This window comes from Rhizobium sp. 11_C7_N12_5 (assembly GCF_051811145.1).
In the GTDB taxonomy this organism is placed as follows: Bacteria; Pseudomonadota; Alphaproteobacteria; order Rhizobiales; family Rhizobiaceae; genus Rhizobium; species Rhizobium lusitanum.
The window spans coordinates 113,578-136,782 of record NZ_JBPWPY010000004.1; the positions used below are offsets into that span (position 1 = coordinate 113,578).

Consider the following 23,205-nt stretch of genomic DNA (forward strand, 5'->3'; position numbering starts at 1 on the left):
CAGCGATCTGGGAGCGGGTGTTGGTTTCCACGCAGAACTGAGCCGGTTAGGCGCATAATTTCCATTGAGAATTGAGCCATGTGAACCTTCCCCCCAAAGCGGTGAGCGACGGGGGCAACGGAGTGATCCACATGGGACTTTTAAACATCATCCGTCGGATGGCGCTTCGCGAGAAGCAGTCAATCCGCGAGATCAGTCGGCGCACTGGGCTGTCACGCAACACGATTGCGAAGTATTTGAGTGCCGGTACGATCGAGCCGACGTTCACGGTACCGGAACGACCGAGCAAGCTTGATCCTTTTGCCGACAAACTTTCTGGCTGGCTGAAGACCGAGGCCGGGAGGTCGCGCAAGCAGCGCCGAACGTTGAAGCAGCTTCATGCCGATCTGATGGCTCTCGGATTTACCGGCTCCTATGGTCGGGTCGCCGCGTTCGCCCGTAATTGGCGGGTTGAGCAGCAGACAGCGGGCCGCGGCATATTCGTTCCTCTGTCTTTCCGCCCAGGCGAAGCGTTCCAATTCGATTGGAGTGAAGATTATGCCGTGATAGGCGGCGAGCGCACGAAGCTTCAGGTCGCCCATATCAAACTATCACACAGCCGGGCGTTTCTGGTCAGGGCCTACCTACTGCAAACGCACGAGATGCTCTTCGACGCCCACTGGCACGGGTTCCGCGTGTTTGGCGGAGTACCTGGTCGCGGCATTTACGACAACATGAAGACCGCGGTTGATCGTGTCGGTCGTGGCAAAGAACGGCAGGTCAATATCCGTTTCCTCGCGATGACGAACCACTACGTCTTTGCGCCTGAGTTTTGCAATCCCGCCGCGGGTTGGGAGAAGGGTCAGGTCGAGAAGAATGTCCAGGATGCCCGACCGCGACTGTGGCAACAGATGCCTGACTTTCCGGATCTGGCGGCATTGAATGCCTGGCTGGAACAGCATTGCCAGGACCTGTGGCGCGACACAGCACACGGCACCTTGCCCGGCACGATCGCGGACGTCTGGTCGGCAGAACGCCCGGCATTGATGGCGCTCCCTGCCGCGTTTGACGGCTTCGTCGAGCAGAGCAAGCGCGTCTCGCCCACCTGCCTGATCACTTTTGAGCGGAACCGCTACAGCGTGCCTGCATCGTTTGCCAACCGGCCTGTCAGCCTGCGGATCTATCCCGAGCGACTGGTCGTTGCGGCAGAAGGCAATATCCTATGCGAGCATGAGCGGGTCATTGAACGTAGCCACGACAAGCCGCCACGTACGATTTATGACTGGCGGCATTATCTTGCGGTCATCCAGCGCAAGCCCGGTGCCCTGCGTAATGGTGCGCCTTTCCTGGAATTACCGTTGGCCTTTCGGCAACTTCAGGACCAGATGCTCCGCCGCTCCGGCGGTGATCGTGAGATGGCCGATATCCTTGCTCTTGTACTTCACCACGACGAACAAGTTGTTGTCAGGGCTGTGGAATTGGCCCTGGATGCAGGCGTGGCGACCAAGACGCATGTCTTGAACCTGCTGCATCGGCTGATCGATGGCAAGACAATCGATGGTCCCGACGTTGATACGCCACAGGCGCTCACGCTGTTGCGTGAACCCAAGGCTGATGTTGAACGCTACGATGGTTTGCGCCTGCGGACCGCAGGAGGCCGTCATGCGTCATGATCCTGCCAGCGCAGCCGTCGTCATCATGCTGCGCAGCCTGAAGATGTATGGCATGGCCCAAGCCGTCATCGACCTGATCGAGCAAGGGGCTCCAGCCTTCGATGCGGCCGTGCCGATCTTGTCCCAGTTGCTGAAAGCCGAAATGGCCGAGCGCGAGGTTCGCTCGATCGCCTACCACATGAAGGCAGCTCGCTTCCCGGCCTACAAGGACATCTCCGGGTTCGACTTCGCAGCCAGCGAGATCAACGAGGCGACGGTGCGCCAACTGCACCGATGCGAGTTCATGGACGGAGCGCAGAATATCGTGCTCGTCGGCGGGCCGGGCACAGGAAAAACACATGTCGCGACCGCCCTTGGTGTCCAGGCGATCGAGCATCATCGCCGAAAGGTCCGCTTCTTCTCGACCATCGAATTGGTCAATGCGCTCGAACAGGAGAAGGCCAAAGGCAAGGCAGGCCAGATTGCTGAGACGCTGGTTCGCCTCGATCTGCTGATCCTCGATGAGCTCGGATACCTTCCGTTCAGTGCCTCAGGCGGTGCGCTGCTCTTCCATCTGCTGAGCAAGCTCTATGAGCGCACCAGCGTCATCATCACTACCAACCTCAGCTTCAGCGAATGGGCGACCGTCTTCGGTGATGCCAAGATGACCACGGCTCTGCTCGACCGCCTGACCCATCGTTGCCATATCCTGGAAACCGGGAACGATAGCTTCCGCTTCAAAGCCAGCTCGGCTGCAGCAGCCCAAAAGAGAGGAGAAAAAGCTAATCCCTTGACCAAATCCTGATCAGAAAACCATACTCAGAGGTGGCTCACTTCTCGGTGGAAAAACCGGCTCAGTTCCGCGTGGAAACCAACACGTTAGACGAACCATTCCGTTCGCCTTCTTTCCGCGGCTGTCCGTTCGTGAAAGGTCTGGCCGAATTCGGACCGGAGGCTAACTCCCCTGACGTACAGGCGACCATCGCCTTCTATTTTAAGGGCTTACATGAATTTGTTACCTCACTCATCAAGCCCCTGGCATTGAGCGACCCCGAAAAAGCCGTGATCCAGATCCTGTCGCTCATCCAGGGCTCGATTGTGATGGCGCAATCGACGCCCGATCCAGGACTTGTCAAGACAATCTGCGATGCAGCCAGAGTGTTGCTCGAGAATGCGTTGACCGCGTCGTCTGAAACCTGAAGTTCGTGAGGTGGTGGGTAGACGGTCCCGCCACCGACGCAGCTCTGACCTAGTTCGTCCATGGTATCGATTCAAACCGGGGCGCTCAACACGAGCGCCTGCATGAGGATCAAGAATAACGGAATTCGACTTCGGGGCAGACGCGTCCGCACCCATGATTGATTTTCCTAGGCCGGTCACAGTCGTGCTCGTGACCAGCATCACGATCAGCTTATTTCTGAACCAGCTCCCAAAACGCCTCCGCAAATGCGGTCATCCGCGTTCGGGGGCGGATGAGAACGATCTTCACGCTAACGGCCCATTCATCCGACGCAGCCTTCGTCAGCCGGCCTTTTGGTCCCAGTTCGTCCGCAGCAAGGCTTTCGGGTATCCAGGCCACTCCCTTCCCATCGACTGCCAAGGCTTTGAGCACCATCGCAAGATGGGATGTAAAGACGGTATTGAGATGAAGCTCACCGAGTCTGGACGACAAGTTCGAGGCGAGGATGCGCCCCATGCCGGACTTCTCTTCGAATGCAATCTCGGCAACCGGAGCCTCCTGCGTACCCGGCAGACGATGACGCGCACCACCTTTCTCATCCTTGCCGCTGACAGGAATGAGCCGGTCAGTCGACAGCTCGACATGTTTGAAGTCCGCCGCGTCCAGGCGAATTTTGCTGTTTTCGTGGTAGTGGCAGAGGAGAAACTGGGCACGCCCCCCCAGCATGATCTTCTCGCATTCGTTCATGTTATCGGACAACAGTCGAATAGGCATGGTCGAGGTGACATGCCCGAGGCCCTGTATCCACCTTGGGAAGAACACGAATGACAGCGCGTGGGTCGCGGCGAAGGTCACTGTCGAAGAATCCGCCCGTGTACGATCGAGGTCTTGCCTCACCCGTTCCAGTCGGTTGGCAACATCGTTGGCCGCATCGAGCACAATTTCGCCTGCTGCCGTCAGCTTCAGGCGATGCGTGGATCGATCTATCAATTCCAGCCCACACCATTCTTCCAAGGCTCGGATACGACGGCCGAACGCTGGCTGCGTGACGTTGCGATTTTCGGCCGCACGGGAAAAATTCAGCGTTTCGGCTAGGGCCTGAAGATCGGCCAGCCAAACAATTTCCATCCTATCATACCTCAGTAAGCCATGCCGCCACCGCACCGAGATACATCCAGTTCCCCCACGAAATCAAGATGAATGCTGGCGCCAGAGAGCGATGTTCAGTTTTAACTATGCCAAAACGGCACCAATAGAACCCGTATCGGCATTGGACGAGGAGCCTCCCTCATCCCTATGACATGCCCCTGTGCGGAGGAACGCATTTAAACAGGGAGGAGAGACCAATGGCTAGACGCCTGTTGAGTCAGCTTTACATACAGGTGTTGATCGGCATCGGGGTCGGCATCATCGTTGGCCTTTTCATTCCCGACTTCGCCACGAAATTGCAGCCGTTCGCCGATGGCTTCATCAAGCTCATCAAGATGCTGCTTGCGCCGGTCATCTTCGGCACCGTTGTCCTCGGCATCGCCAAGATGGGTGACATCAAGGAGGTCGGAAAGATCGGTGCACGGTCTCTGATTTACTTCGAGGTCGTTTCGACGATCGCCCTCGTCATCGGGCTGATCGTCGTCAACATCATGCAGCCCGGCGTCGGCATGAACATCGACGCTAGCAAGATCGACGCCAGTACGATCTCAACCTACCAGCAGACCGCCCAGCAACAGGGCGGCGTCATCGAGTTCTTCATGAACGTGATCCCAACGACGATGGTCGATGCATTTGCCAAGGGCGCGATGCTTCAGGTCATCCTGATCGCCGTGCTGATGGGCTGCGCACTTGTACAGCTCGGCGAGAAAGCCAAGCCCGTCATCGACGTCTTCGATTCTCTGCTCCAGGCTCTGTTCCGGATCGTCGGCATGATCATGCGCCTGGCACCGATCGGCGCCGGCGCGGGCGTGGCCTATACGATCGGAAAATATGGCGTCGGCTCGCTCTGGGCTCTCGGGCACCTGATGTTGGGCGTCTACCTGACGTCAGCCTTGTTCGTGATCGTTGTCCTCGGATCGATCGCCCGTTGGTCGGGTTTTCCGTTGCTGCATTTCTTCCGGTACTTCAAGGACGAAATCCTGATTGTTCTTGCGACCTGTTCGTCGGAAGCCGTACTGCCGCGCATGATGGCGAAGCTGGAGAGGCTCGGCTGCAAGAAATCCGTCGTCGGACTGGTGCTACCGACCGGATACACATTCAACGCCGACGGCACCTGCATCTACCTGACGATGGCAGCGGTGTTCGTTGCGCAAGCGACCAATACCCCGCTCGGCATCGAAGGGCAGCTCGTTATCCTCGGCGTCCTTTTGCTGACCTCCAAGGGGTCAGCAGGTGTTGCCGGCGCAGGCTTCGTTACCTTGGCCGCTACCTTGTCGAGCTTCCATGCCATCCCGGTCGCCGGTCTCGTCCTTCTGCTTGGTATCGACCGCTTCATGAACGAGGCCCGCGCCGTCGTAAACCTGATCGGCAATGGCATCGCCACCATCGCAATCGCAAAATGGGAAGGGGCTCTCGACCAGGAGACGGTCAACGCTGTCATCGCCGAGCAGCGCGGCGAGCGTCCCCGAAACATCACCGCATCACCCGCCGAACTGGCGTCCTGATTACAGACAAATCGAACAAGTACCCAACGGAGAATACAATGCGTATCCTTGATGTTTGCGAAGTTACCAAGCCGATCGCTTCGCCCATCCGCAACGCCTACATCGACTTCAGCAAAATGACGGCTAGCCTGGTTGCCGTCGTCACCGACGTCGTCCGGGACGGTCGCCGTGTCGTCGGCTACGGCTTCAACTCGAACGGTCGTTATGGCCAGGGCGGCCTGATTCGTGAGCGCTTCAAGGACCGTATCCTCGAAGCCTCGCCGGAAAGCCTGATGAATGACGCGGGCACCAATCTCGACCCGCACAAAATCTGGGCGACGATGATGATGAACGAGAAGCCCGGGGGGCATGGCGAGCGGTCTGTCGCCGTCGGTACCCTCGACATGGCAATCTGGGACGCGGTTGCCAAGATCGAGGGCAAGCCGCTCTTTCGCATCTTGGCCGACATGAAGGGACGTGAGGCCAATCCGAAGGTCTTCGTCTATGCGGCCGGCGGCTACTATTATCCGGGTAAGGACAACACTGCGCTTCGCAAGGAGATGCGCAGCTATCTCGACCGTGGCTATAACGTCGTGAAGATGAAGATCGGCGGGGCGTCAATCGATGAGGATCGCGGTCGTATCGAATCGGTCCTCGAAGAGATCGGCTCACAAGCCCGGCTGGCAGTGGATGCCAACGGTCGCTTCGATCTTGAGACCGGCATCGCTTATGCCAAGATGCTGTGCGACTACCCCCTCTTCTGGTACGAGGAAATCGGCGATCCGCTCGACTACGCCCTGCAGGCGGCGATTTCCGAGTTCTACGACGCCCCGATGGCAACCGGCGAAAACCTGTTCTCCCACCAGGATGCCCGCAACCTGCTGCGTTATGGCGGCATGCGAGCCGACCGGGACTATCTGCAGTTCGACTGCGCCTTATCCTACGGGCTTGTCGAATACCTTCGGACCCTCGATGTCCTGCGCCAGTTTGGCTGGTCGCCTTCTCGCTGCATTCCGCACGGCGGCCACCAGATGTCCCTCAACATTGCGGCAGGGCTTGGTCTTGGCGGCAATGAAAGCTACCCGGACCTGTTCCAGCCCTATGGCGGTTTCCCGGATGGCGTGAAGGTCATCGACGGACACATCACCATGCCGGAACTGCCGGGCATCGGCTTCGAGGGCAAGTCCGACCTCATCAGGGTCATGCGCGAACTCGCTGAGTAAGATCAACGAAGCGGGCGGAGGGCTTTCGCCCGCTCCAACTCACACTCCTTCAACGCCTGCCACGAAGTGTCCCACCGAAGTCGCTGGACGCTGTTGTAGCGCTTGAGAGATATCTTGATTATGCTGGAGAGATCCGCGCGTGAACCTGCCCCGCGATATACGGCTTACAACGGAAGCGCCTGTCAGCCTCGCGATATATCTGCGTTCAGCCCAGGCGATGACTGACGCATGTCGCGTCGCATGAAAGCCCAGTCGATGAGTTCCGCCATCGATGGGCCTAGGGCAATCCCCATCTCACTGAGTGCATATTCGACCCTTGGCGGAACCTGGGCATAGACGGTTCGAGTGACGATACCGTCCTTCTCCAACTCCTTGAGCTGCTGAATGAGCATCTTCTGGTTCACGCCCTCGACGCGCTTCTCGAGTTCCGAAAACCGAAGCGAGCCCTTTGCAGCGAAAAGCTGACAGATAATGACAATCTTCCACTTCCCTTCAAGGACCTGAAGAGCATCCCGGGTTGCCGCTGCCCATATCATTTGCTGCTTGGGGTCGTCACAGCGCCAGTCTCGTTCGATTGCCATACTTACCTCAAGGTGAGTTACCCACTTATTAGTCGGTTCTTGCCGTATCAGATAGCTATACCTATTCTTCGGAGCACCACAAGTCACGTCTCCGTCGGAGTGCGTGTGAATTCCATACTCACCGCAAGGAAATGATATGAAGATCGGAATTATCGGCGCGGGGAACATCGGCGCGATACTCGCACGCAAGCTCGGAGCCGCAGGTCACGAGATTAAGCTCGCCAATTCCAAGGGCCCGGAATCGATCCGCGAGCTCGCCGCTGACGTTGGTGCGACGGCTACGACCAAGGAAGATGCCGTGACAGGGGTGGATACTGTGATCCTCTCCATCCCGTTTTCAGCCCATCGCGACCTTGCCGGGTTGTTTGAAGATGTTCCCGACAACGTCGTCGTCGTAGACACTTCCAACTACTACCCGTTTCGTGACGGAGCGATCTGCGACGTCGATGACGGCAAGCCGGAAGCGGTCTGGGTCACCGAGCAGATCAATCGACCCATCATTAAAGCCTGGAACGCGGTGCTTGCCGCGACCCTTGCGGAAAAGAGCGTAGAGAAGTTGCAACCAGGCCGCATCGCCCTTCCGGTAGCGGGTGATGATCCCGAAAAGAAGTCGCGCGTCATGGAACTGGTAGAGGCAACGGGCTTCGACGCCTTCGATGCCGGGGTGCTTGCAACCTCATGGCGACAGCAGCCCGGTACCCCTGCCTATTGTACGGAACTGACGATTGATGAGCTGAGGGGGGCGCTCGAAAAAGCAGACCAGACCCGCTCGGCCGACAACCGCGAAACCTTGATCAAGGGATTCATGGAGAGAGGCGATAGCCTGATCCACGACGAAATTGTCGCCCGCAACCGCGCCGTAACCGCGTGAGAGATACAAGAGACATCATGCAAGTTGGTATAATCGGCGTCGGCCATATCGGAAAAACGCTGGTCCGGGAACTGAGCAAGGCCGGGTATGATGTGAAGGCGGCAAATTCTCGCGGTCCCGACACAATCGATCCAGAGGTGTTTGCGTCAGGCGGGCAAGCTGTCACTGTCGAGCAGGCAGTCGAGGACGCATATATCCTGATCCTGTCGATTCCTTTCAATCAGCTGCCCGAAATAGCACCTCGACTAGCTGGACTTCCGAAAGACGCGGTAGTGATCGATACGTCCAACTACTACCCAATGCGCGACACCGAGATCGCCGATATCGAAGGCGGCGAGGTCGAGAGTGTCTGGGTATCCAGACAACTCGGCCGACCGATTGCAAAGGCTTGGAATGCTATCGGTTCGGACTCTTTCGCCCGACTGGGAAAACCTGCCGACCACCCGGATCGGATCGCCATTCCGGTTGCAGCGGATAATGAACGTGATCGATATGTCGCCATGGCGCTTGTTGGCGATACGGGATTCGACGCGGTCGATGCTGGATCGCTATCTGAATCATGGCGTCAGCAGCCGGGCTCCCCTGTCTACTGCACCGATCTAAAGGCCATCGAGATGCCCGATGCACTTGCCGTCGCGGAAAGATCAAGATTGCCAAAGCGACGAGACCTGTCCGTAGCTGCGGTTCAGGAGAGGCTTGGCGATACGAGGATCAATCCCACTGCCGACTATCTCGTGCGGTTGAACAGGGCCTTGTTCATGTAGATCTCAACCTCCTGTATCCGTCACTCTGGCCCCTAGCGCTGATGTGCGGAAATCTTGCGAAGATGGTCTCTTATCATCGCGCGCAACTCCCCAAATGTTCGAAACCCGATGTGCTGTGCAAGTCGGTGAACGGTCGTTTGGGAAACCCTGCAATTGCGCGCAACCGCAGCGGCACTTTCGAAAGCAATCATGTCCGGCCGTTCTATAATCTGCCTCGCGACCTGCTCGAGACTGTTTGGAAAGACGATCTGCCGTTTGGCGATCCGGTACTTCAGTTCCTGCAGCGTCGCGGGAGGACGGTGGTCTCTATCCTGTAGCATTGCGCTTTACCTTCCAAAGAATTGCCTTCCGGCAAACTCAATGCGACCCGGCGCATATCACGAGGCGGAACGTCACCCCCGGCAGCGATGCGGCAGTGTCAGGACATCACCGCATCGCGTCGAAACGTGCTAAGCGACCTGCACCGGCCTCCCCGTCTGCCAGCTCACGGTCGCCGCCTCCGCCAGTTTCTGAGCCTGGAGGCCATCAAGTCCGCCGGGCTTCGGCGAACGGTTGCCGCTGTCGATCGCATCAATGAAGGCATTGATCTCGTTGGCGTAGGCCTGCGCGTAACGTTCGAGGAAGAAATATTGGACGGGATCGCCGCTGACGCCGTTCGCATTGGAAAGCTCGACGCTGGTTGCGTGGATATTCTTTGCCGCAAGCATGCCGGCAGCTCCATGGACTTCGATACGCTGGTCGTAGCCGTAGGTCGCCCTGCGCGAATTGGTGATGACGGCAATGCGTCCGGAAGCCGTCTGCATCTGCACAGCGGCGGTATCCACATCGCCCTCTGCCCCGATCGCCTTATCGACGAGTGACGATCCAAGTGCATTCACGAGGACGAATTCCTCTCCGATGAGGAAGCGGGCCATATCGAAGTCATGGATCATCATGTCGCGGAACAGACCACCGGAGGATTTGACGTAATCGGCCGGCGGCGGCGTGGGATCTCGGCTGGTGATCGTCACAATCTCGATTTCTCCGACATCGCCGCGGCGCAGGCGCGCTTCAACGCTAGCGAAGTTCGGATCGAACCGGCGATTGAAGCCGATCATCAAGGTGGATTTGTTCTTCTCTACGACGTCGAGGCAGTCATTGATGCGCTCAACCGACAGGGACACCGGCTTCTCGCAGAGGATGGCCTTGCCGGCCCTCGCCGCCGCCTCGATGAGATCGGCATGGCTGGGTGTCGGCGTCGCAATCAGGATCGCATCGACATTTGAGGACTTGATGACATCCTCGGCGTCGGCAACCTCGGCGCCGGTCTGCGCGGCAAGCGCCTCTGCCGATGCCTTGAAGGCATCCGCCACATAGACGAGCTTCGCCTTTGGGTTCGCCGCGATGGTTGCGGCATGCACCTTGCCTATCCGGCCGGCGCCGATCACTCCAAACCTGATCATTGATATCTCTCCATGATATGTAAGTGTTGACTATCGAAATGTTCAAACCGTGAAGGCTTCGCGGAAACGGGCAAGCGCCGTCTCGTCATCGGCGGAGGCCCAGGCCTCCATGCCGATCGTGCCGCGATAGCCCATATCCTTGAGCGCACGGGCGATTGCCTTGTAGTTGATCTCTCCGGTGCCCGGTTCCATGCGACCGGGAACATCCGCCACCTGAATTTCGCCGATATAAGGCAGAGCGCGCCGGCACAATTCGATCAGGTTTCCTTCGCCGATTTGCGCGTGATAAAGATCGAGATTGAGCTTCAACGCCGGTCGGTTCACCGACGAGACGAGCGCAAGCGTATCCTCGGCCCTGGCAAAAGGTGTCTTGGGGTGATCGACGGCTTCATTGAGGTTTTCGAGTACGAAGGTGACGCCTTCTTGTTCGCCGAGGTCGGCGATCCGATTAAGGGTATCGCGCGCCTTGAGCCACATGGCGCCCGTCACCTTGTCCGCCTTGACCGCCGGCAAACCCTGGCCATCGAGACCGGTCCCATGCAGGTTGAGGCGCGGGCAGTTGAGCTCCCTGGCGATCGAGATCGATTGCTTCGCAGTTCGCAGTAGTTCGTCGGCGCCCTCGTCATCCGCGAGTGTGCCGGTCACATAGCCCGTCATCGACGAGAAGACCGCTCCGGATTTTGCAAGGGCGGCGATGTCATGTTTCGTCCAGTCCCAGATCTCGGCGTGAAAGCCGAGTTCGGTGATGCGCTTGAGCCTGTCGATGACAGGAAGCGACGTGAAAATCATCTCGGCGCAAACTGCGAGGGTGAAGGGAGATGAGGCATTCGACGAACCGTCGTTCATGACCGTGTTCCATGGTTGATGATTGAGTGAAAGGCGGCGGCCGCCGAGTGCCGATCGATCACCGCCTTGGAAGCGAGCAGGCTAGATCGTGCCGCCGAGCTCTTCCGACAGTTGCTGCAGCTCCTTGCCGCCGGCCATGAGGTTCTGAAGCGCATCCATCTCAATATCAGCCTTGGCAAAGGTGCCGAGCGTCTGGCCGCGATTGAGGATGGTGAAGCGGTCTGCCACCGCATAGGCGTGGCGGACATTGTGGGTGATGAAAATGACGCCCAAACCATTCTGTCGAACCTGGTGGATGTATTTCAGCACCATCGAGGTTTGCGCCACGCCGAGCGCCGAAGTCGGCTCATCGAGAATGAGGATCTTGGCACCGAAATAGACGGCGCGCGCAATGGCAACACATTGGCGTTCGCCCCCTGACAGAGTGCCCACCGCCTGATTGGGATCGCGGATATCGATGCCGATCTTGTGCATCTCTTCACGCGTGACGTCGTTGCAATGCGTAAGGTCGAGGTGACGGAACGGGAATAAACCCTTGCGAGGCTCCCGCCCCATGAAGAAATTGCGAGTGATCGACATTAGCGGGATCATGGCAAGGTCCTGATAAACGGTCGCGATCCCGGCATCGAGCGCGTCGCGCGGACTGCGGAAATTGACCGGCTTGCCTTCGACGAGGAACTCGCCTCCGCTTGGGCGGACAACGCCGGAGAGCGTCTTGATCAAAGTGGATTTGCCCGCGCCATTGTCTCCGAGGAGACAAAGCACCTCTCCGGCCGACACTTGCATCGATACGCCGTTAAGCGCAATCACGGAGCCGTAGTGCTTGATGATATCGGTCACTTCGATGATCGGTATTCGATTATTGACGTCAGACATGATCAGCGCTCCCCGGTAACCTTGCGACGGATGAAATTGTTGAAGAGCACTGCCAGCAGCAGCATTGAGCCCAGGAAGACCTGAAACCAGTCGGAATCGAACTTGGTGTAGGTCAGGCCAATCGAGACGGAACCAAAGATGATCGCGCCAAAGAAGGCGCCGATCGCCGAACCATAGCCGCCTGTCAGCAAGCACCCGCCAATGACGGCTGCGATGATCGCCTCGAACTCTTTCTGAAAGCCGCGTCTGGCGTCAGTCGAGCCGGCATCGAGCACCGTGATGATGGCGACCAGAGCTGCCGCACATGCCGTCAGCGCGAAGAGGCCGGTCTTTACCCTGTGAACCGGGACACCGGAATTTCTCGCCGCATTGGGGTCACCACCCGCGGCAAAGATCCAGTTACCTGTGCGGGTGCGCAGAAGGACCCAGGTCGCAGCCAGGGCGAGCGCAACGAACCACAATACCGACACCGGGATACCCGTGACTTTCGGCATGCCATTGGGAAACTTGTCGATCAGATCGTGATCAGCGAGCCAGACAAAGGCGCCCTTCAGCGCATCGCCGGAAAAGAAGCCAAGCAGCGGACTGTCGCTGACCCGCACGCCGATACCGCGAAGCTGTGTCGAGCCGCCTGTCGCCCATTTCAAGCCGACAAGCGTCAAGCCACGGAGAATGAAGAGGAATGCCAGCGTCACGATGAAGGATGGAAGGCGCGTATGAATGACGATCTGTCCATTGATCGCCCCCATGAACGCCGCAAAGAGCATCGTCATGACGATGGCAACCGAAAGCGGTTGACCGAAATTCGTGAGAATGACGCCGAAGATCAGTCCCGCAAAGGCGACCATCGAGCCGATCGAGAGATCGAACTCCCCTCCGATCATCAGAAGTGCTGCGGCAATGGCCAGAATTCCCAATTGCGATGCCGGTGCCATGATGGTCATCAGGCCGGAAAGCGAGAACATGGTGCGATCGGCGGTGAGAAAGAAAAACACGATGACGAGAACAAGGCCCGCCACGGCACCAAGCTCGGGCCGCCGCATCATATGCGTCAGAAAACTCACTTGTTTGACGCGCTCATCGGCCTCCGGCGCGATGGCCGTTTTCTGCTCAAGTGAAGCCATAACTCCTCCCAGGGGAACATAATGTAGGGTAGCGTTGGCGCTGCTCGGCAGCGCGCTCAGTCAGCCAAACCTCCTCCCCCATGAAGGGGAGAAGATTCTGGGAGAATGCCTTTCGGCAATTCCTGTTAGCGAATACCCTTGGCGGAGAGATCCACGACCTGGGCTGCCTTTTCCTTGGTGATCAGGTTCGGGCCGGATGGAACATTGCCCCCGGGGATAAGCCCGTACTTGGCATAGTTAGCCAGGAACACGACCGGCAGATAACCCTGCAGGAACTGCTGCTGATCGATCGCGAAAGCTGCCTTGCCGTCGGCCACGGCCTTCAGGAAATCGGCCGAAAGGTCGAAGGTCGCCACCTTGATCTTGCCGGTCATTTCGACATCCTCGACCGCCGCCAGAGACGGCTCGCCGGCCGTGCCGGCACCAAGCGCCATGACAGTGTCGACAGCGGTATTGGAACTTAACGCCGCTTTGACCTTCGCGCGGACATCAGCCGGATCGTTGCTGACCGGAAGAACCGTAACCTTCCCGCCGAAACCATCGGCAAAGCCCTTGCAGCGCAGGTCGAGCGAAACGTTGCCGACCTCCTGGTTCACGCATAGACCTTCCTTGCCGCCCATCTCACGCAGCTTCGCGCCGGCGGCCTTGCCGGCGGTATATTCGTCCTGGCCGACATGCAGAAGCGCTCCCATTTCCCTGGAAACATCGGAACCGGAATTGATGGAAATGACCGGGATGCCGGCAGCGACAGCCTTCTTGATCGACGGTCCGAGCGCCGAGGCATCGGGAATGGAGACGATAAGGCCGTCGGGCTTCTGATTGACGGCAGCATCGATGAGCTGCCCCATCGACACCATGTCGAAGGTTTCCGGAGCGCGGTAATCGACGCTGACGCCCATATCCTTCGCCGCTGCATTGACGCCATTCTTGACCACGGACCAGAAAGGATCATTGGCCTGTCCGTGTGTGACGGCAACGATGTGAATGTCTGCGGCGTTGGCGATTGCCGAAGAGCACAGGAACGCGGCAGCCATTGCCGCGCCTGTGAGAAGCGATTTCAAACCGAATTTCATTTTACCCTCCCAAAACAGTCCGCTCCATCGCGAACCTCCTCTTGCTACCGGTAGCAATCTCCCTTGCACCCGGTAGCAAGCTCGATAAAACTACTTTATTGTCGACAGAAATCAAGCATCCATTCCATTTTTATTTTTTTGTGGAATATTCATTCCAATTGAGGAGGCAACCATGCGCAAACGAGCGACGGCGAAAGAGGTGGCGGAAGCCGCCGGCGTGTCAAAATGGACAGTTATCCGTGCATTCACGCCCGGTGCGTCCATTACGGATGTCAGCCGGCAAAAGGTGCTTCAGGCGGCCGAGGCCTTGAACTATTCGCCCAACCTGCTCGCCCGCAGTCTTGCCACGAACACCACGCATCAGGTCGCCGTCTTTGTCGACGACTTCGCCAATCCGCACAAGCTTCCGGTTCTGGAACTATTGACCGCGCGCCTACAGGCGGAGGGTCTGCTGACCGTCTTGATCAACATCAACCGCCATTTCGATCACGTTCACGCGTTGATCAATGCCGGCCAGCGGCAATTTGACGCCGTAATCCTGTTCGGCACGGCCTTTCGCGAGGAGACGTTGGGAGATCGGAGGCTTGGCCCAGGTTTCCCGCCGATGTTCGTTCTCGCGAGAGACAGCCAAATCCTCGGCGTCCCCGCCATCGCCTGCAATGCTGAGCTCGCTCTTGGCGAAATCGTCGATTACCTGTTCGACAAGGGATATCGCCGCCCCGGCTTTATGACGGGAGCGAGAACCCTGTCGACGGCGCTTGGCAGGCGCCATCACTATATAAATTTCTGGCGGCGGAAAGGTATCGAAGGCGTCGCGGAGCTGGCCGCCGGGAAATACAGCGCGGAGGCCGGCGCGGAGGCGGCCCGCACTTATTTGAGCGCGACTTCGCCCGCATCGCGCATCGACGTATTGATGTGTGAAAATGACATTCTGGCACTCGGAGCGATGGATGTCGCCCGGAGCGAATTCGGTCTTCGAATTCCACAAGACCTGGCGGTCGTTGGCTTCGATAATATCGAGCTCGGCTGGGCTCCCGCCTACGAATTGACCAGCTACGAGCAGCCCACCGACGCAATGATCAACGCGCTGGTAGCGATGATAACCAGCAAGCGCGATGCTGATACGGTTGTCATACCGGGACGCCTTGTGCCAAGATCATCGGCGTAAAATACTTCGAAGAATCGGCCACGAAATACCAGCGGTCGCATTTCTCCTTGAGCCTACCGGATACTCTTGCAATTGAACGTAAGAGGTCCAGTGAGCGAAATTGTCAAGCGGATGAGGCCACGATCGGGCAGGGTGTAACGACTAAGGGTCGCGGAGAGGCTATCTGTACCTTCACCGGCCTGCTCGCTGTGTCAGACGTACGTGATGCCATTGGTCTGGCGAGCGGATGTCTGATGCATTGATATGCTTGAGTTTTCGAATACCATAATCATGACCACAGGATTTTTTGCGCGCGTGATGTCAGCAATCTATCGAGCAGCAACTGTCAGCGATCTCTCTGGCTGTCTGTTACGCGTTGTCGAAGGCGGTCCAGATGATACCGCATCGCAAGTTCGGCACCTTGCATATCTCTTTGCTCGATCGCCCGATAAACAGCTTGGTGCTCGTCGAATACCCTTTTGGCACGTTCTGGCGTCCCTTCGCGCGTAATGCTGAGCGCGACTTTCATGCCGCGCTCGATCAGATCATGAAGCGATTGCAGCACCTGCAAGAACAGCTCATTTCCGCTCGCGGTGGCGACGGCGCGATGAAAGGCAAAGTCTGCGGAGACCGCTAGATTGCCGGTCTCCATTTCTACCCGAATTGCTGTCAATGCGCTCTGAATATCCGCGAGTTGAGAAGCGGTATGTCGGAGAGCCGCCAGCGCGGCAGCCTGGCTTTCGACAGCCATCCGCAACTCGAGGCAACGCAGCATCTCGGAGACGTCGGAAGGTTCGGCAAAGCGCGTCAAGCTTTGCGGCGGTTGTTTTTGAATAAAGGTTCCCGCTCCCTGGCGTGACGCGACAAGACCGTCAGCTTGTAAACGCAACAGCGCCTGACGAACGATCGGCCTTGATACGTTAAATGACTGGCATAACTGATTTTCAGACGGCAGCCGATCGCCTTCGCTCAAGGCTCCCGAGATAATCTGCTCGAGTATTTGACCATAGAGCCTGTCGCCCAAGCGCTCTCTTTTCTGCGGGGTGAAAATCAGACCTGTCACCTTAGTGCAATCCCTCGCTCATCTCTCCGGTTGCCATCGACGCAATCAAGCCTCCATCGCGCCTTGACTTGTAATCGAACTTGTAAATATAAATTACATGTTAGCGGTCGCCTCACACCTTTAGATGGAAGAACTTCATAAACTAAGTCAACACGTCATTGAGAAAAGCGCTGCGCGATGTGTCCGGCATTCTCGTCACACCGTTCGACCGCAACGATCACATTGCGCCCGAGCGACTGATACCCACGCCTCTAAACCGAATTTCCGGATCCTGGAATGTGGCCTACCGAATGAAACCGCTGGATCCAACGGTACATGCTACTCGGCGGCCAAACCATGGGCGACGCCCATTGCGTGCTCGACCCCTATCTGCCGAAGGACTGCTATCTCGAGTTGAGGCCCGATCGACCAGGCGGGGCGCCGAGATCAACGAAGAATATCTGGAAACCGACCGGTATGCGCATTGGGAGCGGAAAGTCCCAACAAGGCCGGATGGATCGACAGCCTAAATGTGACGGCAGCGTTCGACACGGATCTTCTGGGAGAGAAGATCATAAATGCCCTGAATGAGGGCTGTATTGGGAGGGAAACACTATGACACCGAGCGAGCCTGTCCGCTCCGGCTACCAACGATTTATCGTCCTTGCGCTGATCACAATCGTCCTGGCATTGAGTACTGGAGACCGGGCGACACTGTCCGTGGCGGGGCCTGGAATTGCGCGAGACCTGGGCATAAGCCCCATCAACATGGGCTGGCTTTTTTCGGCATTCTCCTGGAGCTATTTTCTTTCCCAGGTGCCTTCCGGCTGGCTCGTCGATCGAACGGGAGCAAAGGCCGCAATTCTGGTATCGCTTGCTGGATGGTCGGCGACGGTATTCCTGGTCAGCGGCGTCGGTTGGATAGCTTTTCCCGTCGTCGCCCTTTTCATCCTGCGCCTCATACTCGGAATTCTCGAAGGCCCGGTCGCACCCGCCTCGGCGCGCATCATAGCTGCGTGGTTTCCTTCCGACGAACGAGGGATTGCTGGCGCGATCTTCAACTCGGCGCAGTATCTCGCTTTGGCGGTGTTCACGCCCTTGATGGGCGCTCTCTACCACTATTTCGGCTGGGAATCGATTTTCTCGGTGATGGGCGGTCTGGGCCTCGTCCTTGCCGTTGTCTGGAGCCTGACATATTTCGCACCCAGCCAACATCCGCGTGTTTCTCGGTCCGAGCTCGACTATATCAAGTCGCGAGGCGCCTTGACGGATGTCGGCGCGAAACCGGCAGCCGATGCGCCGCCGCCGCCAGCTACCCGTCAGGCCATCAAGCAGATTCTGACAAACCGGATGCTTTTCGGGATCTTCCTGGCGCAATATTGCATCGCTTCACTTTCGACCTTCTTTATCTCATGGTTTCCAAGCTACCTCGTTGAAGCCCGTCATTTTTCGATGCTTCAAGCTGGGTTCGTCGCGTCCTTGCCGGCGATCTTCGGATGCATCGGTGGGGTGACGACAGGCTTCTTTTCCGATTGGCTGCTTCGCCGGACCGACTCATTGAGCCTCGCCCGCAAGATCCCAATCACTCTTGGGCTGGGTCTGAGTGCGAGCATCATTCTCTGCAATTACACCGAGGTCAATTTTATCGTGGTGGCGATCATGTGCGCAGCCTTCTTCGGGAAAGGGTTTGGGGCGCTCGGCTGGACAGTCGTGGCAGACACGGCGCCGAAGGAAGCCATCGGACTGACCGGGGGGCTATTCAATGCTGCGGGCAGCGTCGGCGGCATCATTACTCCCGTCGCTATCGGCTATATCATTCAAGGCACCGGCTCGTTTCACGGCGCGCTGCTGTATGTCGGCCTCCATGTGATTTGTGCCGTGGTCAGCTACTGGCTACTGGTCGGACCTATCGAACGTTTCACGCTTTTGCCATCCGAGGCGGTATCGATGGGCGCGGGCGAAATAACGACGTTGGTCGAAGCCCGAACTGAGTGAAAGACTTAGCACTGTTTCGAGGTCGTTATCTGTTCTGCTGTTGATCGCAGTCAAGGTTTGCTGCGTCAAGTGCTTGAGGTACGTACATCATATTCGCTGTCGCCGATGTCCTACCGTGAGCGTAACTCCTTGCCAGCAGGGCAGGTATAGAGATCGCGCCTATCGTCGTAGGCAAAGTCGGCTCGCTCGAAGGCACAGTGGCGCTGCTCGGACTTGTTGAAGACCAGGATGTGTATGGTCAACCTGTCGCCAACGCTTCGCAAGATCCCACTCGCTCATCGGCCAGATAGTATGATGTTCTTGTTCGGGCCCCCCTTGCTTCATTGTCATGGTCATCCTCAGCGATAAGATCTTTTAGCGGTTCGGGCTCGTCCTCTCCGGCCAGTTCATCCGTCCCCTACAACCAATGCCGGGACGCCGCGCCGTCGGGGCGGCCTTCATTCTCCCATATTTCATAAGCTCGTCGCCGAATCTGCTCGTGCTTATCCGTTCCCAATGGCTCCTCCTCTAACAAGGGCTGCCGGCGTGCTTAAGCAATCGCTTCCTTCGCGACGCCCTGCACCCTAGTAACGGCGTATGGCTGCTATTGTTCCGCTTGGAATGCCGGCTGGCCCAACGTTTGCCATTGCGGTAACGGATACCAGCACGGTCATATCGACTTGGATGCAGCTACCACTGGCTCGGCATGTTGAGGTGTCAGAGACCACTCAATCCCATGAGGGAACCATCGGCTTCATATCCTCGTTTACGGGCTTACAGACGCATGAATGCGCGCCTTTCCTTTGTTGGTGCGCCGCAACCCAATGTAAACCGATGAGTGGCAAGGACCGGACTTCTTTTTTGCATTACCGGCGCGACCTTAAGATGGCGCGATCCCCGGAAGCGTATATACGGGGAACAACCAAGCTATTCTATGAGTGGCTGGACCAACGCGCTGATACCGGCCCCTGCGGGCCTCACATCTGGATCTGCGGAGATTGCCACTTGGGCAACCTTGGGGCGTTGGCCGACCGCGACGGTGACGTTGCGGTTCAGATCCGGGACTTTGACCAGACGGTCATCGGCAATCCGGTCGATGATCTCATTCGCTTGGGCCTTTCGCTCGCGTCGGCTGCGCGCGGCTCGGACTTGCCTGGGGTTACGACTGCGAAAATGTTGGAGGCGCTCATTGCCGGATATGAGACCGCCTCCGTCGAGGCAGACGGAAGCACTCCGCATCTGCATCAACCAAGGGACATTAGAAAACTTCTGCGGCGTTCCACACGGCGGCGCTGGCGAAACCTTGCAATGGAGAATTTCCAGACTAAGCACCCTTTGCTTCCCCGCGGCAAGCGCTTATGGCCGTTACACAGAACCGAGCGCACCGCGGTTCTTGCGCTTTGCAAGCAGACGGAATTGGCAAGGAGTGTCCTTGGACCGGAACGGTTGAGAGGCGGCAAGGAGCGTGTGCTTGATGCCGCCTATTGGATCAAAGGTTGCAGCTCGCTCGGTCAACTGCGATGTGCGGTTCTCGTTCGAGACGGCAAACATGGACCGGTTTCGTTGCTAGACATCAAGCAAGCCGTTCGGACGTGCGCCCCTTCGGCTGCCGGGGCTGTGATGCCGTCCGATCCCGCCGAAAGAGTCGTGACAGGAGCAAAGGCACTTTCGCCCAATCTCGGCGATCGGATGATCGCGTCGCATGTGATGAACAATGCTGTCATTGTTCGAGAGATCGCGCCTCAAGATAAAAAGTTCGAAGTAGGCCGCCTTGCAGACGACGAAATCTGCGCAATTGCCCGCTACCTCGGAGGAGTTGTGGGTCACGCTCACGGTCGACAGATGGATCATCAGACATGGCGATCATGGACTGTCGAACTGAGGAATGCACGCCGAAAAAAGCCAGATGCTCCATCATGGCTTTGGTCGAGCGTAATCGAACTCCTGTCCATTCACGACAAAGCCTATCTCGAGCATTGCAGGCGATTTGCGCTCACGCACCGTTAATGGTCGCTGCCATCCGACTGAAATATTGAGACGGTGGCCTAGCATAATGCAGGTTGCCGGGCTTGGCAGACGGCGACATGAGAACGGGTCTCGATAGCCTTCCACGTGCTCACCGGATTGCGGCTTTACCCGCGCGGTTCGCGATAAAGTGGCTGCGGTAGAGCGCTTGCAGCGCGACATTCGCAATCCTGATGAGCACGCCCTCTAAGGTGCGCCGCGGTGCCGGACGAGGAGCCGGCATAGGGGTACCGCGACGCACCCCGGAGAGGAGGAAGACGGCACGCTCTCCTCCGCTTTCGGAACTCATGGCGACTGCCGGTGTTCCATCCGTCGAGGGCTTTTTCTTCCACTTTTTCGAGGAGACGCCTCGTGAAGCACTCAATGCGCGTCACTTTTCGCGCGCCATGCCGCAACTGAAATGCAATGCCGAGCGTAGAATACGCCAGCCGTTCTAATCCACCGAAGTCGAGTAAACCTTTCCAATAGCTAACAATAACACGCGGCGAAGGCTTACCGCGAACGAAGCGGATCGGGTCCAGAGCTGTTATCAAAGCCGCATACCAAGGTTGTCATTATACGGGAAAGCAACCAGTGCCTTCCGATCAGAGCTCTTCCCAACCGGTGGCCGCCACTACCGCGCTGCCCGTCCCCCCGAAGGCGCCGGCAAGCTTTGCACGGAGCGATCTGGCGGGCGACACTGCGGGAGCCGACTGTTGGGTGGTGGCGACCGGCCGGTGATGGCTTCGAACGTCTTGGAGGGTGAATTGCCCGAGCAGATCGTTCAAGGCCGATACTTCCTTGGCCAGGCTGTAGCTCGCGGCGGTGGATTCCTCGACCATCGCGGCATTCTGTTGCGTTCCCTGGTCGATGCTGTTGACGGCCGTGTTGATCTCTTGCAATCCGGTCGCCTGTTCGCGGGCGGCTTCGACGATCGCGCGGACGTTGCCATCGATTTCCTCAACCTCGTTGACGATCTGCTGGAGCGACTGCCCGGTTCTCGTAACGAGATCGACGCCGCTGTTGACCTGTTGGCCTGATGTCGAAATGAGCGCCTTGATCTCCTTGGCCGCCTTGGCCGAGCGCTGCGCCAGTTCCCGCACTTCCTGGGCGACAACCGCAAAACCCTTGCCGGCATCGCCAGCCCGAGCCGCCTCGACGCCTGCATTGAGGGCAAGCAGGTTTGTCTGGAAAGCAATATCGTCGATAACGCCGATGATGTTGCTGATCTCGCTCGATGACTTCGAGATTGCTTCCATGGCCGCGACCGCCTCGCGCATTACGTCGCCTGACTTCTGCGCTCCGACACGAGCGCGGCCAACGAGTGCACCTGCCTCCTCCGCCCGGCGGGTAGAATCCTTGACGGTGGTGGTGATCTCTTCCAGAGCTGCGGCAGTTTCCTCGACCGAAGCGGCCTGCTGTTCCGTGCGCTTGGAGAGGTCGTCGGAGGCTGATCGGATCTGGTTCGCGCCGGCGGCGATCGCCTGGCCGCCCTGGCCAACCGCACGCAGTGTTTCCTCGAGCTTTGCCATGGATGCGTTGAAATCCGCCCTCAGCTGGTCAAGGTGAGCAACGAAGGGCTTTTCAATGCGATAGACCACGTTGCCATTCGAAAGCTCTGCCAGGCCGCTCGCCAAACCATCGACGGCAAATTGAGTATCAGCCGCATCCTTGGCTTTCTGCGCTTCGCGTTCGAGCCTGTCCTTCTCCGAGAGACTACGGTCGGCATCGGCCTCCTTCTCCAGGCGGATACGCTCGACAGCGTTGTCCCGGAAGATCGCGACAGCGGCGGCCATTTGACCGACCTCGTCCCTGCGCTCGATACCCGAAATGGCTTCATCGGTCTCACCCTTTGCCAGCGAGACCATACGGGCACGCAGCCGCTCGACGGGGGCAGTGATGCCACGGGCAGAAATCAGCACGGCAATCAAAATTGCTGCTGCAAAGATGATACCGAGCGTCATTAAGGTATAGATGATGGTCTCGGCTGTCTGGGCGCCAAGCGTAGTGCTTTTGGCAGCAATGTTCTTGTTGAAGGTATCGAGCCAGTTGCGAACCGCAAGCACTTCTGCCCCGGTCAGGGGATCTGCTTGTTTCAGTAGGCGCGTGGCTGTTTCGTTGTCATCCGCAATTCCGGCCTTTACAGCCTGATCGGTCAAGGCAATGATATTGTTGGCCCGGACAATGAGCGCGTCAATCGCTGTCGCTTCGGCGGGAACAAGTCGCCCGGCTGTCGCCAGACGGTCGAGGAGGACCCTCTTGTTCTCGTCGTAATCCTTGGTAAACTTCGCCATTTCCTGATCTTTCGAGCTGTAGACCAGGATTTGATAGGCGTTGTAGCTGAGTGCAACTACTCGCTGGCTGGCTCGCGCCATCTCCACAGCCGCCGCCTCATCGTTCGAGATGAAACTCGAATAAGTATCAACAGTGCTCTTGTACTGGCTGGATAGGACGAGCAGTCCTCCAATGCCGATCAGACAGATCGGAATAATGATGGACAGGATTTTTGTTCTGATCTTGGCATTCTGTAGAAGTGACATGGCATAGCTCGCGCAACATGATGAGCCGGGAAATACGCGCGATGAAAGACTCGCGTGTGGCGACAATTGTCTGTTTTCCGATTGGGAACATCACAGAGAAAGAGCATCCTGCTCATCGCCGATGGCGCTGTACACGAACATAACCACGCCAACCTGACAAAAGATTTAATAGTTTGCATTGGCCATAAGTATTAGCCTTCTCAAAGGCATATCGGAGCATGTCAAACATCGTTCATCGATGTTGCTCGAAACAA

At 57.8% G+C, this 23,205-nt stretch carries 20 protein-coding genes and 1 pseudogene; 10 read left to right on the forward strand and 11 right to left on the reverse strand.

The features are described from left to right. The first annotated feature begins 131 nt into the window (after positions 1-131). From istA to AB8B29_RS35570, 3 genes are read left to right on the forward strand one after another with little or no spacing between them, the layout of a single operon-like run. Entirely contained in the window at positions 132-1,652 is a 1,521-nt protein-coding gene (gene istA, locus AB8B29_RS35560) for an IS21 family transposase (protein ID WP_439006679.1), read from the forward strand. Continuing rightward, entirely contained in the window at positions 1,642-2,436 is a 795-nt protein-coding gene (istB, locus tag AB8B29_RS35565; RefSeq protein ID WP_421446353.1) for an IS21-like element helper ATPase IstB, read from the forward strand. The genes istA and istB overlap by 11 nt, the downstream gene beginning before the upstream one ends. Positions 2,437-2,471: 35 nt before the next feature. Further along, positions 2,472-2,831 (forward strand): hypothetical protein, encoded by a 360-nt coding sequence (locus AB8B29_RS35570; RefSeq protein WP_439007231.1) that lies wholly within the window; start codon positions 2,472-2,474, stop codon positions 2,829-2,831. A gap of 211 nt (positions 2,832-3,042) precedes the next feature. Here the strand turns inward: AB8B29_RS35570 and AB8B29_RS35575 are convergent, their stop codons facing one another. Beyond that, the gene (locus AB8B29_RS35575) at positions 3,043-3,939 is read right to left on the reverse strand and encodes a LysR family transcriptional regulator (RefSeq protein WP_037201436.1); all 897 of its coding nucleotides are present in this window, start codon (positions 3,937-3,939) and stop codon (positions 3,043-3,045) included. 218 nt (positions 3,940-4,157) lie between these two features. Here AB8B29_RS35575 and dctA point away from each other — a divergent pair, with 218 nt between their 5' ends. Further along, positions 4,158-5,465, forward strand: a complete 1,308-nt coding sequence (gene dctA, locus AB8B29_RS35580; protein WP_439007232.1) for a C4-dicarboxylate transporter DctA — start codon at positions 4,158-4,160, stop codon at positions 5,463-5,465. A gap of 38 nt (positions 5,466-5,503) precedes the next feature. Further along, complete coding sequence (locus AB8B29_RS35585) at positions 5,504-6,667, forward strand: mandelate racemase/muconate lactonizing enzyme family protein (protein WP_037201439.1); 1,164 nt, start codon at positions 5,504-5,506, stop codon at positions 6,665-6,667. Positions 6,668-6,849: 182 nt separating this feature from the next. Here the strand turns inward: AB8B29_RS35585 and AB8B29_RS35590 are convergent, their stop codons facing one another. Beyond that, complete coding sequence (locus tag AB8B29_RS35590) at positions 6,850-7,248, reverse strand: winged helix-turn-helix transcriptional regulator (protein WP_037201441.1); 399 nt, start codon at positions 7,246-7,248, stop codon at positions 6,850-6,852. Positions 7,249-7,384: 136 nt separating this feature from the next. Between AB8B29_RS35590 and AB8B29_RS35595 the strand changes: the two genes are divergently transcribed. Both AB8B29_RS35595 and AB8B29_RS35600 read left to right on the forward strand, forming a co-directional pair. Further along, positions 7,385-8,119, forward strand: a complete 735-nt coding sequence (locus AB8B29_RS35595; RefSeq protein WP_037201443.1) for an NADPH-dependent F420 reductase — start codon at positions 7,385-7,387, stop codon at positions 8,117-8,119. Positions 8,120-8,136: 17 nt separating this feature from the next. Continuing rightward, entirely contained in the window at positions 8,137-8,883 is a 747-nt protein-coding gene (locus AB8B29_RS35600) for an NAD(P)-binding domain-containing protein (RefSeq protein WP_037201445.1), read from the forward strand. Positions 8,884-8,915: 32 nt separating this feature from the next. Here AB8B29_RS35600 and AB8B29_RS35605 read toward each other — a convergent pair whose 3' ends face one another. The 6 genes from AB8B29_RS35605 to AB8B29_RS35630 all read right to left on the reverse strand — a co-directional run bounded on the left by AB8B29_RS35605 (position 8,916) and on the right by AB8B29_RS35630 (position 14,244). Next, positions 8,916-9,203 (reverse strand): MurR/RpiR family transcriptional regulator, encoded by a 288-nt coding sequence (locus tag AB8B29_RS35605; RefSeq protein ID WP_037201447.1) that lies wholly within the window; start codon positions 9,201-9,203, stop codon positions 8,916-8,918. 129 nt (positions 9,204-9,332) lie between these two features. Further along, positions 9,333-10,325 (reverse strand): inositol 2-dehydrogenase, encoded by a 993-nt coding sequence (gene iolG / locus AB8B29_RS35610; RefSeq protein WP_037201448.1) that lies wholly within the window; start codon positions 10,323-10,325, stop codon positions 9,333-9,335. Positions 10,326-10,367: 42 nt separating this feature from the next. Next, on the reverse strand, positions 10,368-11,171 hold the full coding sequence (locus AB8B29_RS35615) for a TIM barrel protein (RefSeq protein ID WP_037201450.1): 804 nt from the start codon (positions 11,169-11,171) through the stop codon (positions 10,368-10,370). Positions 11,172-11,252: 81 nt separating this feature from the next. After that, positions 11,253-12,047, reverse strand: a complete 795-nt coding sequence (locus AB8B29_RS35620) for an ATP-binding cassette domain-containing protein (RefSeq protein WP_037199829.1) — start codon at positions 12,045-12,047, stop codon at positions 11,253-11,255. A 2-nt stretch (positions 12,048-12,049) separates the two neighbouring features. Then, the gene (locus AB8B29_RS35625; protein WP_037199827.1) at positions 12,050-13,171 is read right to left on the reverse strand and encodes an ABC transporter permease; all 1,122 of its coding nucleotides are present in this window, start codon (positions 13,169-13,171) and stop codon (positions 12,050-12,052) included. Positions 13,172-13,296: 125 nt separating this feature from the next. Then, positions 13,297-14,244 carry a sugar ABC transporter substrate-binding protein gene (locus AB8B29_RS35630; protein ID WP_439007234.1) on the reverse strand — a complete coding sequence of 316 codons (948 nt, stop codon included), beginning with the start codon at positions 14,242-14,244 and terminating at the stop codon, positions 13,297-13,299. Positions 14,245-14,416: 172 nt separating this feature from the next. Between AB8B29_RS35630 and AB8B29_RS35635 the strand changes: the two genes are divergently transcribed. After that, the gene (locus tag AB8B29_RS35635; protein WP_037199824.1) at positions 14,417-15,412 is read left to right on the forward strand and encodes a LacI family DNA-binding transcriptional regulator; all 996 of its coding nucleotides are present in this window, start codon (positions 14,417-14,419) and stop codon (positions 15,410-15,412) included. Positions 15,413-15,737: 325 nt separating this feature from the next. Here AB8B29_RS35635 and AB8B29_RS35640 read toward each other — a convergent pair whose 3' ends face one another. Further along, the gene (locus tag AB8B29_RS35640) at positions 15,738-16,454 is read right to left on the reverse strand and encodes a FadR/GntR family transcriptional regulator (RefSeq protein ID WP_037199823.1); all 717 of its coding nucleotides are present in this window, start codon (positions 16,452-16,454) and stop codon (positions 15,738-15,740) included. 594 nt (positions 16,455-17,048) lie between these two features. Between AB8B29_RS35640 and AB8B29_RS35645 the strand changes: the two genes are divergently transcribed. Further along, positions 17,049-18,428, forward strand: a complete 1,380-nt coding sequence (locus AB8B29_RS35645) for an MFS transporter (RefSeq protein WP_439007235.1) — start codon at positions 17,049-17,051, stop codon at positions 18,426-18,428. Positions 18,429-18,744: 316 nt separating this feature from the next. On the opposite strand, the pseudogene AB8B29_RS35650 reads toward AB8B29_RS35645, so the two are convergent. Then, a pseudogene (locus AB8B29_RS35650) lies at positions 18,745-18,924 on the reverse strand (DUF2934 domain-containing protein); the annotation flags it as partial. Positions 18,925-19,241: 317 nt separating this feature from the next. Between AB8B29_RS35650 and AB8B29_RS35655 the strand changes: the two are divergent. After that, positions 19,242-20,414, forward strand: coding sequence for a DUF2252 family protein (locus tag AB8B29_RS35655; protein WP_051964122.1), 1,173 nt, complete (start codon positions 19,242-19,244; stop codon positions 20,412-20,414). Between the two features lie 602 nt (positions 20,415-21,016). On the opposite strand, the gene AB8B29_RS35660 is transcribed toward AB8B29_RS35655, so the two are convergent. Next, positions 21,017-22,951, reverse strand: a complete 1,935-nt coding sequence (locus tag AB8B29_RS35660; RefSeq protein WP_037199822.1) for a methyl-accepting chemotaxis protein — start codon at positions 22,949-22,951, stop codon at positions 21,017-21,019. Positions 22,952-23,205 lie beyond the last annotated feature (254 nt).

Excerpts from the sequence above, each read along its gene's own strand:
- AB8B29_RS35620 (WP_037199829.1), bottom strand. The coding sequence starts at position 12,047 with ATGTCTGACGTCAATAATCGAATACCGATCATCGAAGTGACCGATATC.
- AB8B29_RS35605 (WP_037201447.1), bottom strand. The coding sequence starts at position 9,203 with ATGCTACAGGATAGAGACCACCGTCCTCCCGCGACGCTGCAGGAACTG.
- AB8B29_RS35660 (WP_037199822.1), bottom strand. The coding sequence starts at position 22,951 with ATGTCACTTCTACAGAATGCCAAGATCAGAACAAAAATCCTGTCCATC.
- istB (WP_421446353.1), top strand. The coding sequence starts at position 1,642 with ATGCGTCATGATCCTGCCAGCGCAGCCGTCGTCATCATGCTGCGCAGC.
- AB8B29_RS35635 (WP_037199824.1), top strand. The coding sequence starts at position 14,417 with ATGCGCAAACGAGCGACGGCGAAAGAGGTGGCGGAAGCCGCCGGCGTG.
- AB8B29_RS35645 (WP_439007235.1), top strand. The coding sequence starts at position 17,049 with ATGACACCGAGCGAGCCTGTCCGCTCCGGCTACCAACGATTTATCGTC.
- AB8B29_RS35575 (WP_037201436.1), bottom strand. The coding sequence starts at position 3,939 with ATGGAAATTGTTTGGCTGGCCGATCTTCAGGCCCTAGCCGAAACGCTG.
- AB8B29_RS35655 (WP_051964122.1), top strand. The coding sequence starts at position 19,242 with ATGAGTGGCAAGGACCGGACTTCTTTTTTGCATTACCGGCGCGACCTT.
- istA (WP_439006679.1), top strand. The coding sequence starts at position 132 with ATGGGACTTTTAAACATCATCCGTCGGATGGCGCTTCGCGAGAAGCAG.
- AB8B29_RS35630 (WP_439007234.1), bottom strand. The coding sequence starts at position 14,244 with ATGAAATTCGGTTTGAAATCGCTTCTCACAGGCGCGGCAATGGCTGCC.
- AB8B29_RS35615 (WP_037201450.1), bottom strand. The coding sequence starts at position 11,171 with ATGAACGACGGTTCGTCGAATGCCTCATCTCCCTTCACCCTCGCAGTT.
- AB8B29_RS35585 (WP_037201439.1), top strand. The coding sequence starts at position 5,504 with ATGCGTATCCTTGATGTTTGCGAAGTTACCAAGCCGATCGCTTCGCCC.
- dctA (WP_439007232.1), top strand. The coding sequence starts at position 4,158 with ATGGCTAGACGCCTGTTGAGTCAGCTTTACATACAGGTGTTGATCGGC.
- AB8B29_RS35595 (WP_037201443.1), top strand. The coding sequence starts at position 7,385 with ATGAAGATCGGAATTATCGGCGCGGGGAACATCGGCGCGATACTCGCA.
- AB8B29_RS35590 (WP_037201441.1), bottom strand. The coding sequence starts at position 7,248 with ATGGCAATCGAACGAGACTGGCGCTGTGACGACCCCAAGCAGCAAATG.
- iolG (WP_037201448.1), bottom strand. The coding sequence starts at position 10,325 with ATGATCAGGTTTGGAGTGATCGGCGCCGGCCGGATAGGCAAGGTGCAT.
- AB8B29_RS35600 (WP_037201445.1), top strand. The coding sequence starts at position 8,137 with ATGCAAGTTGGTATAATCGGCGTCGGCCATATCGGAAAAACGCTGGTC.
- AB8B29_RS35625 (WP_037199827.1), bottom strand. The coding sequence starts at position 13,171 with ATGGCTTCACTTGAGCAGAAAACGGCCATCGCGCCGGAGGCCGATGAG.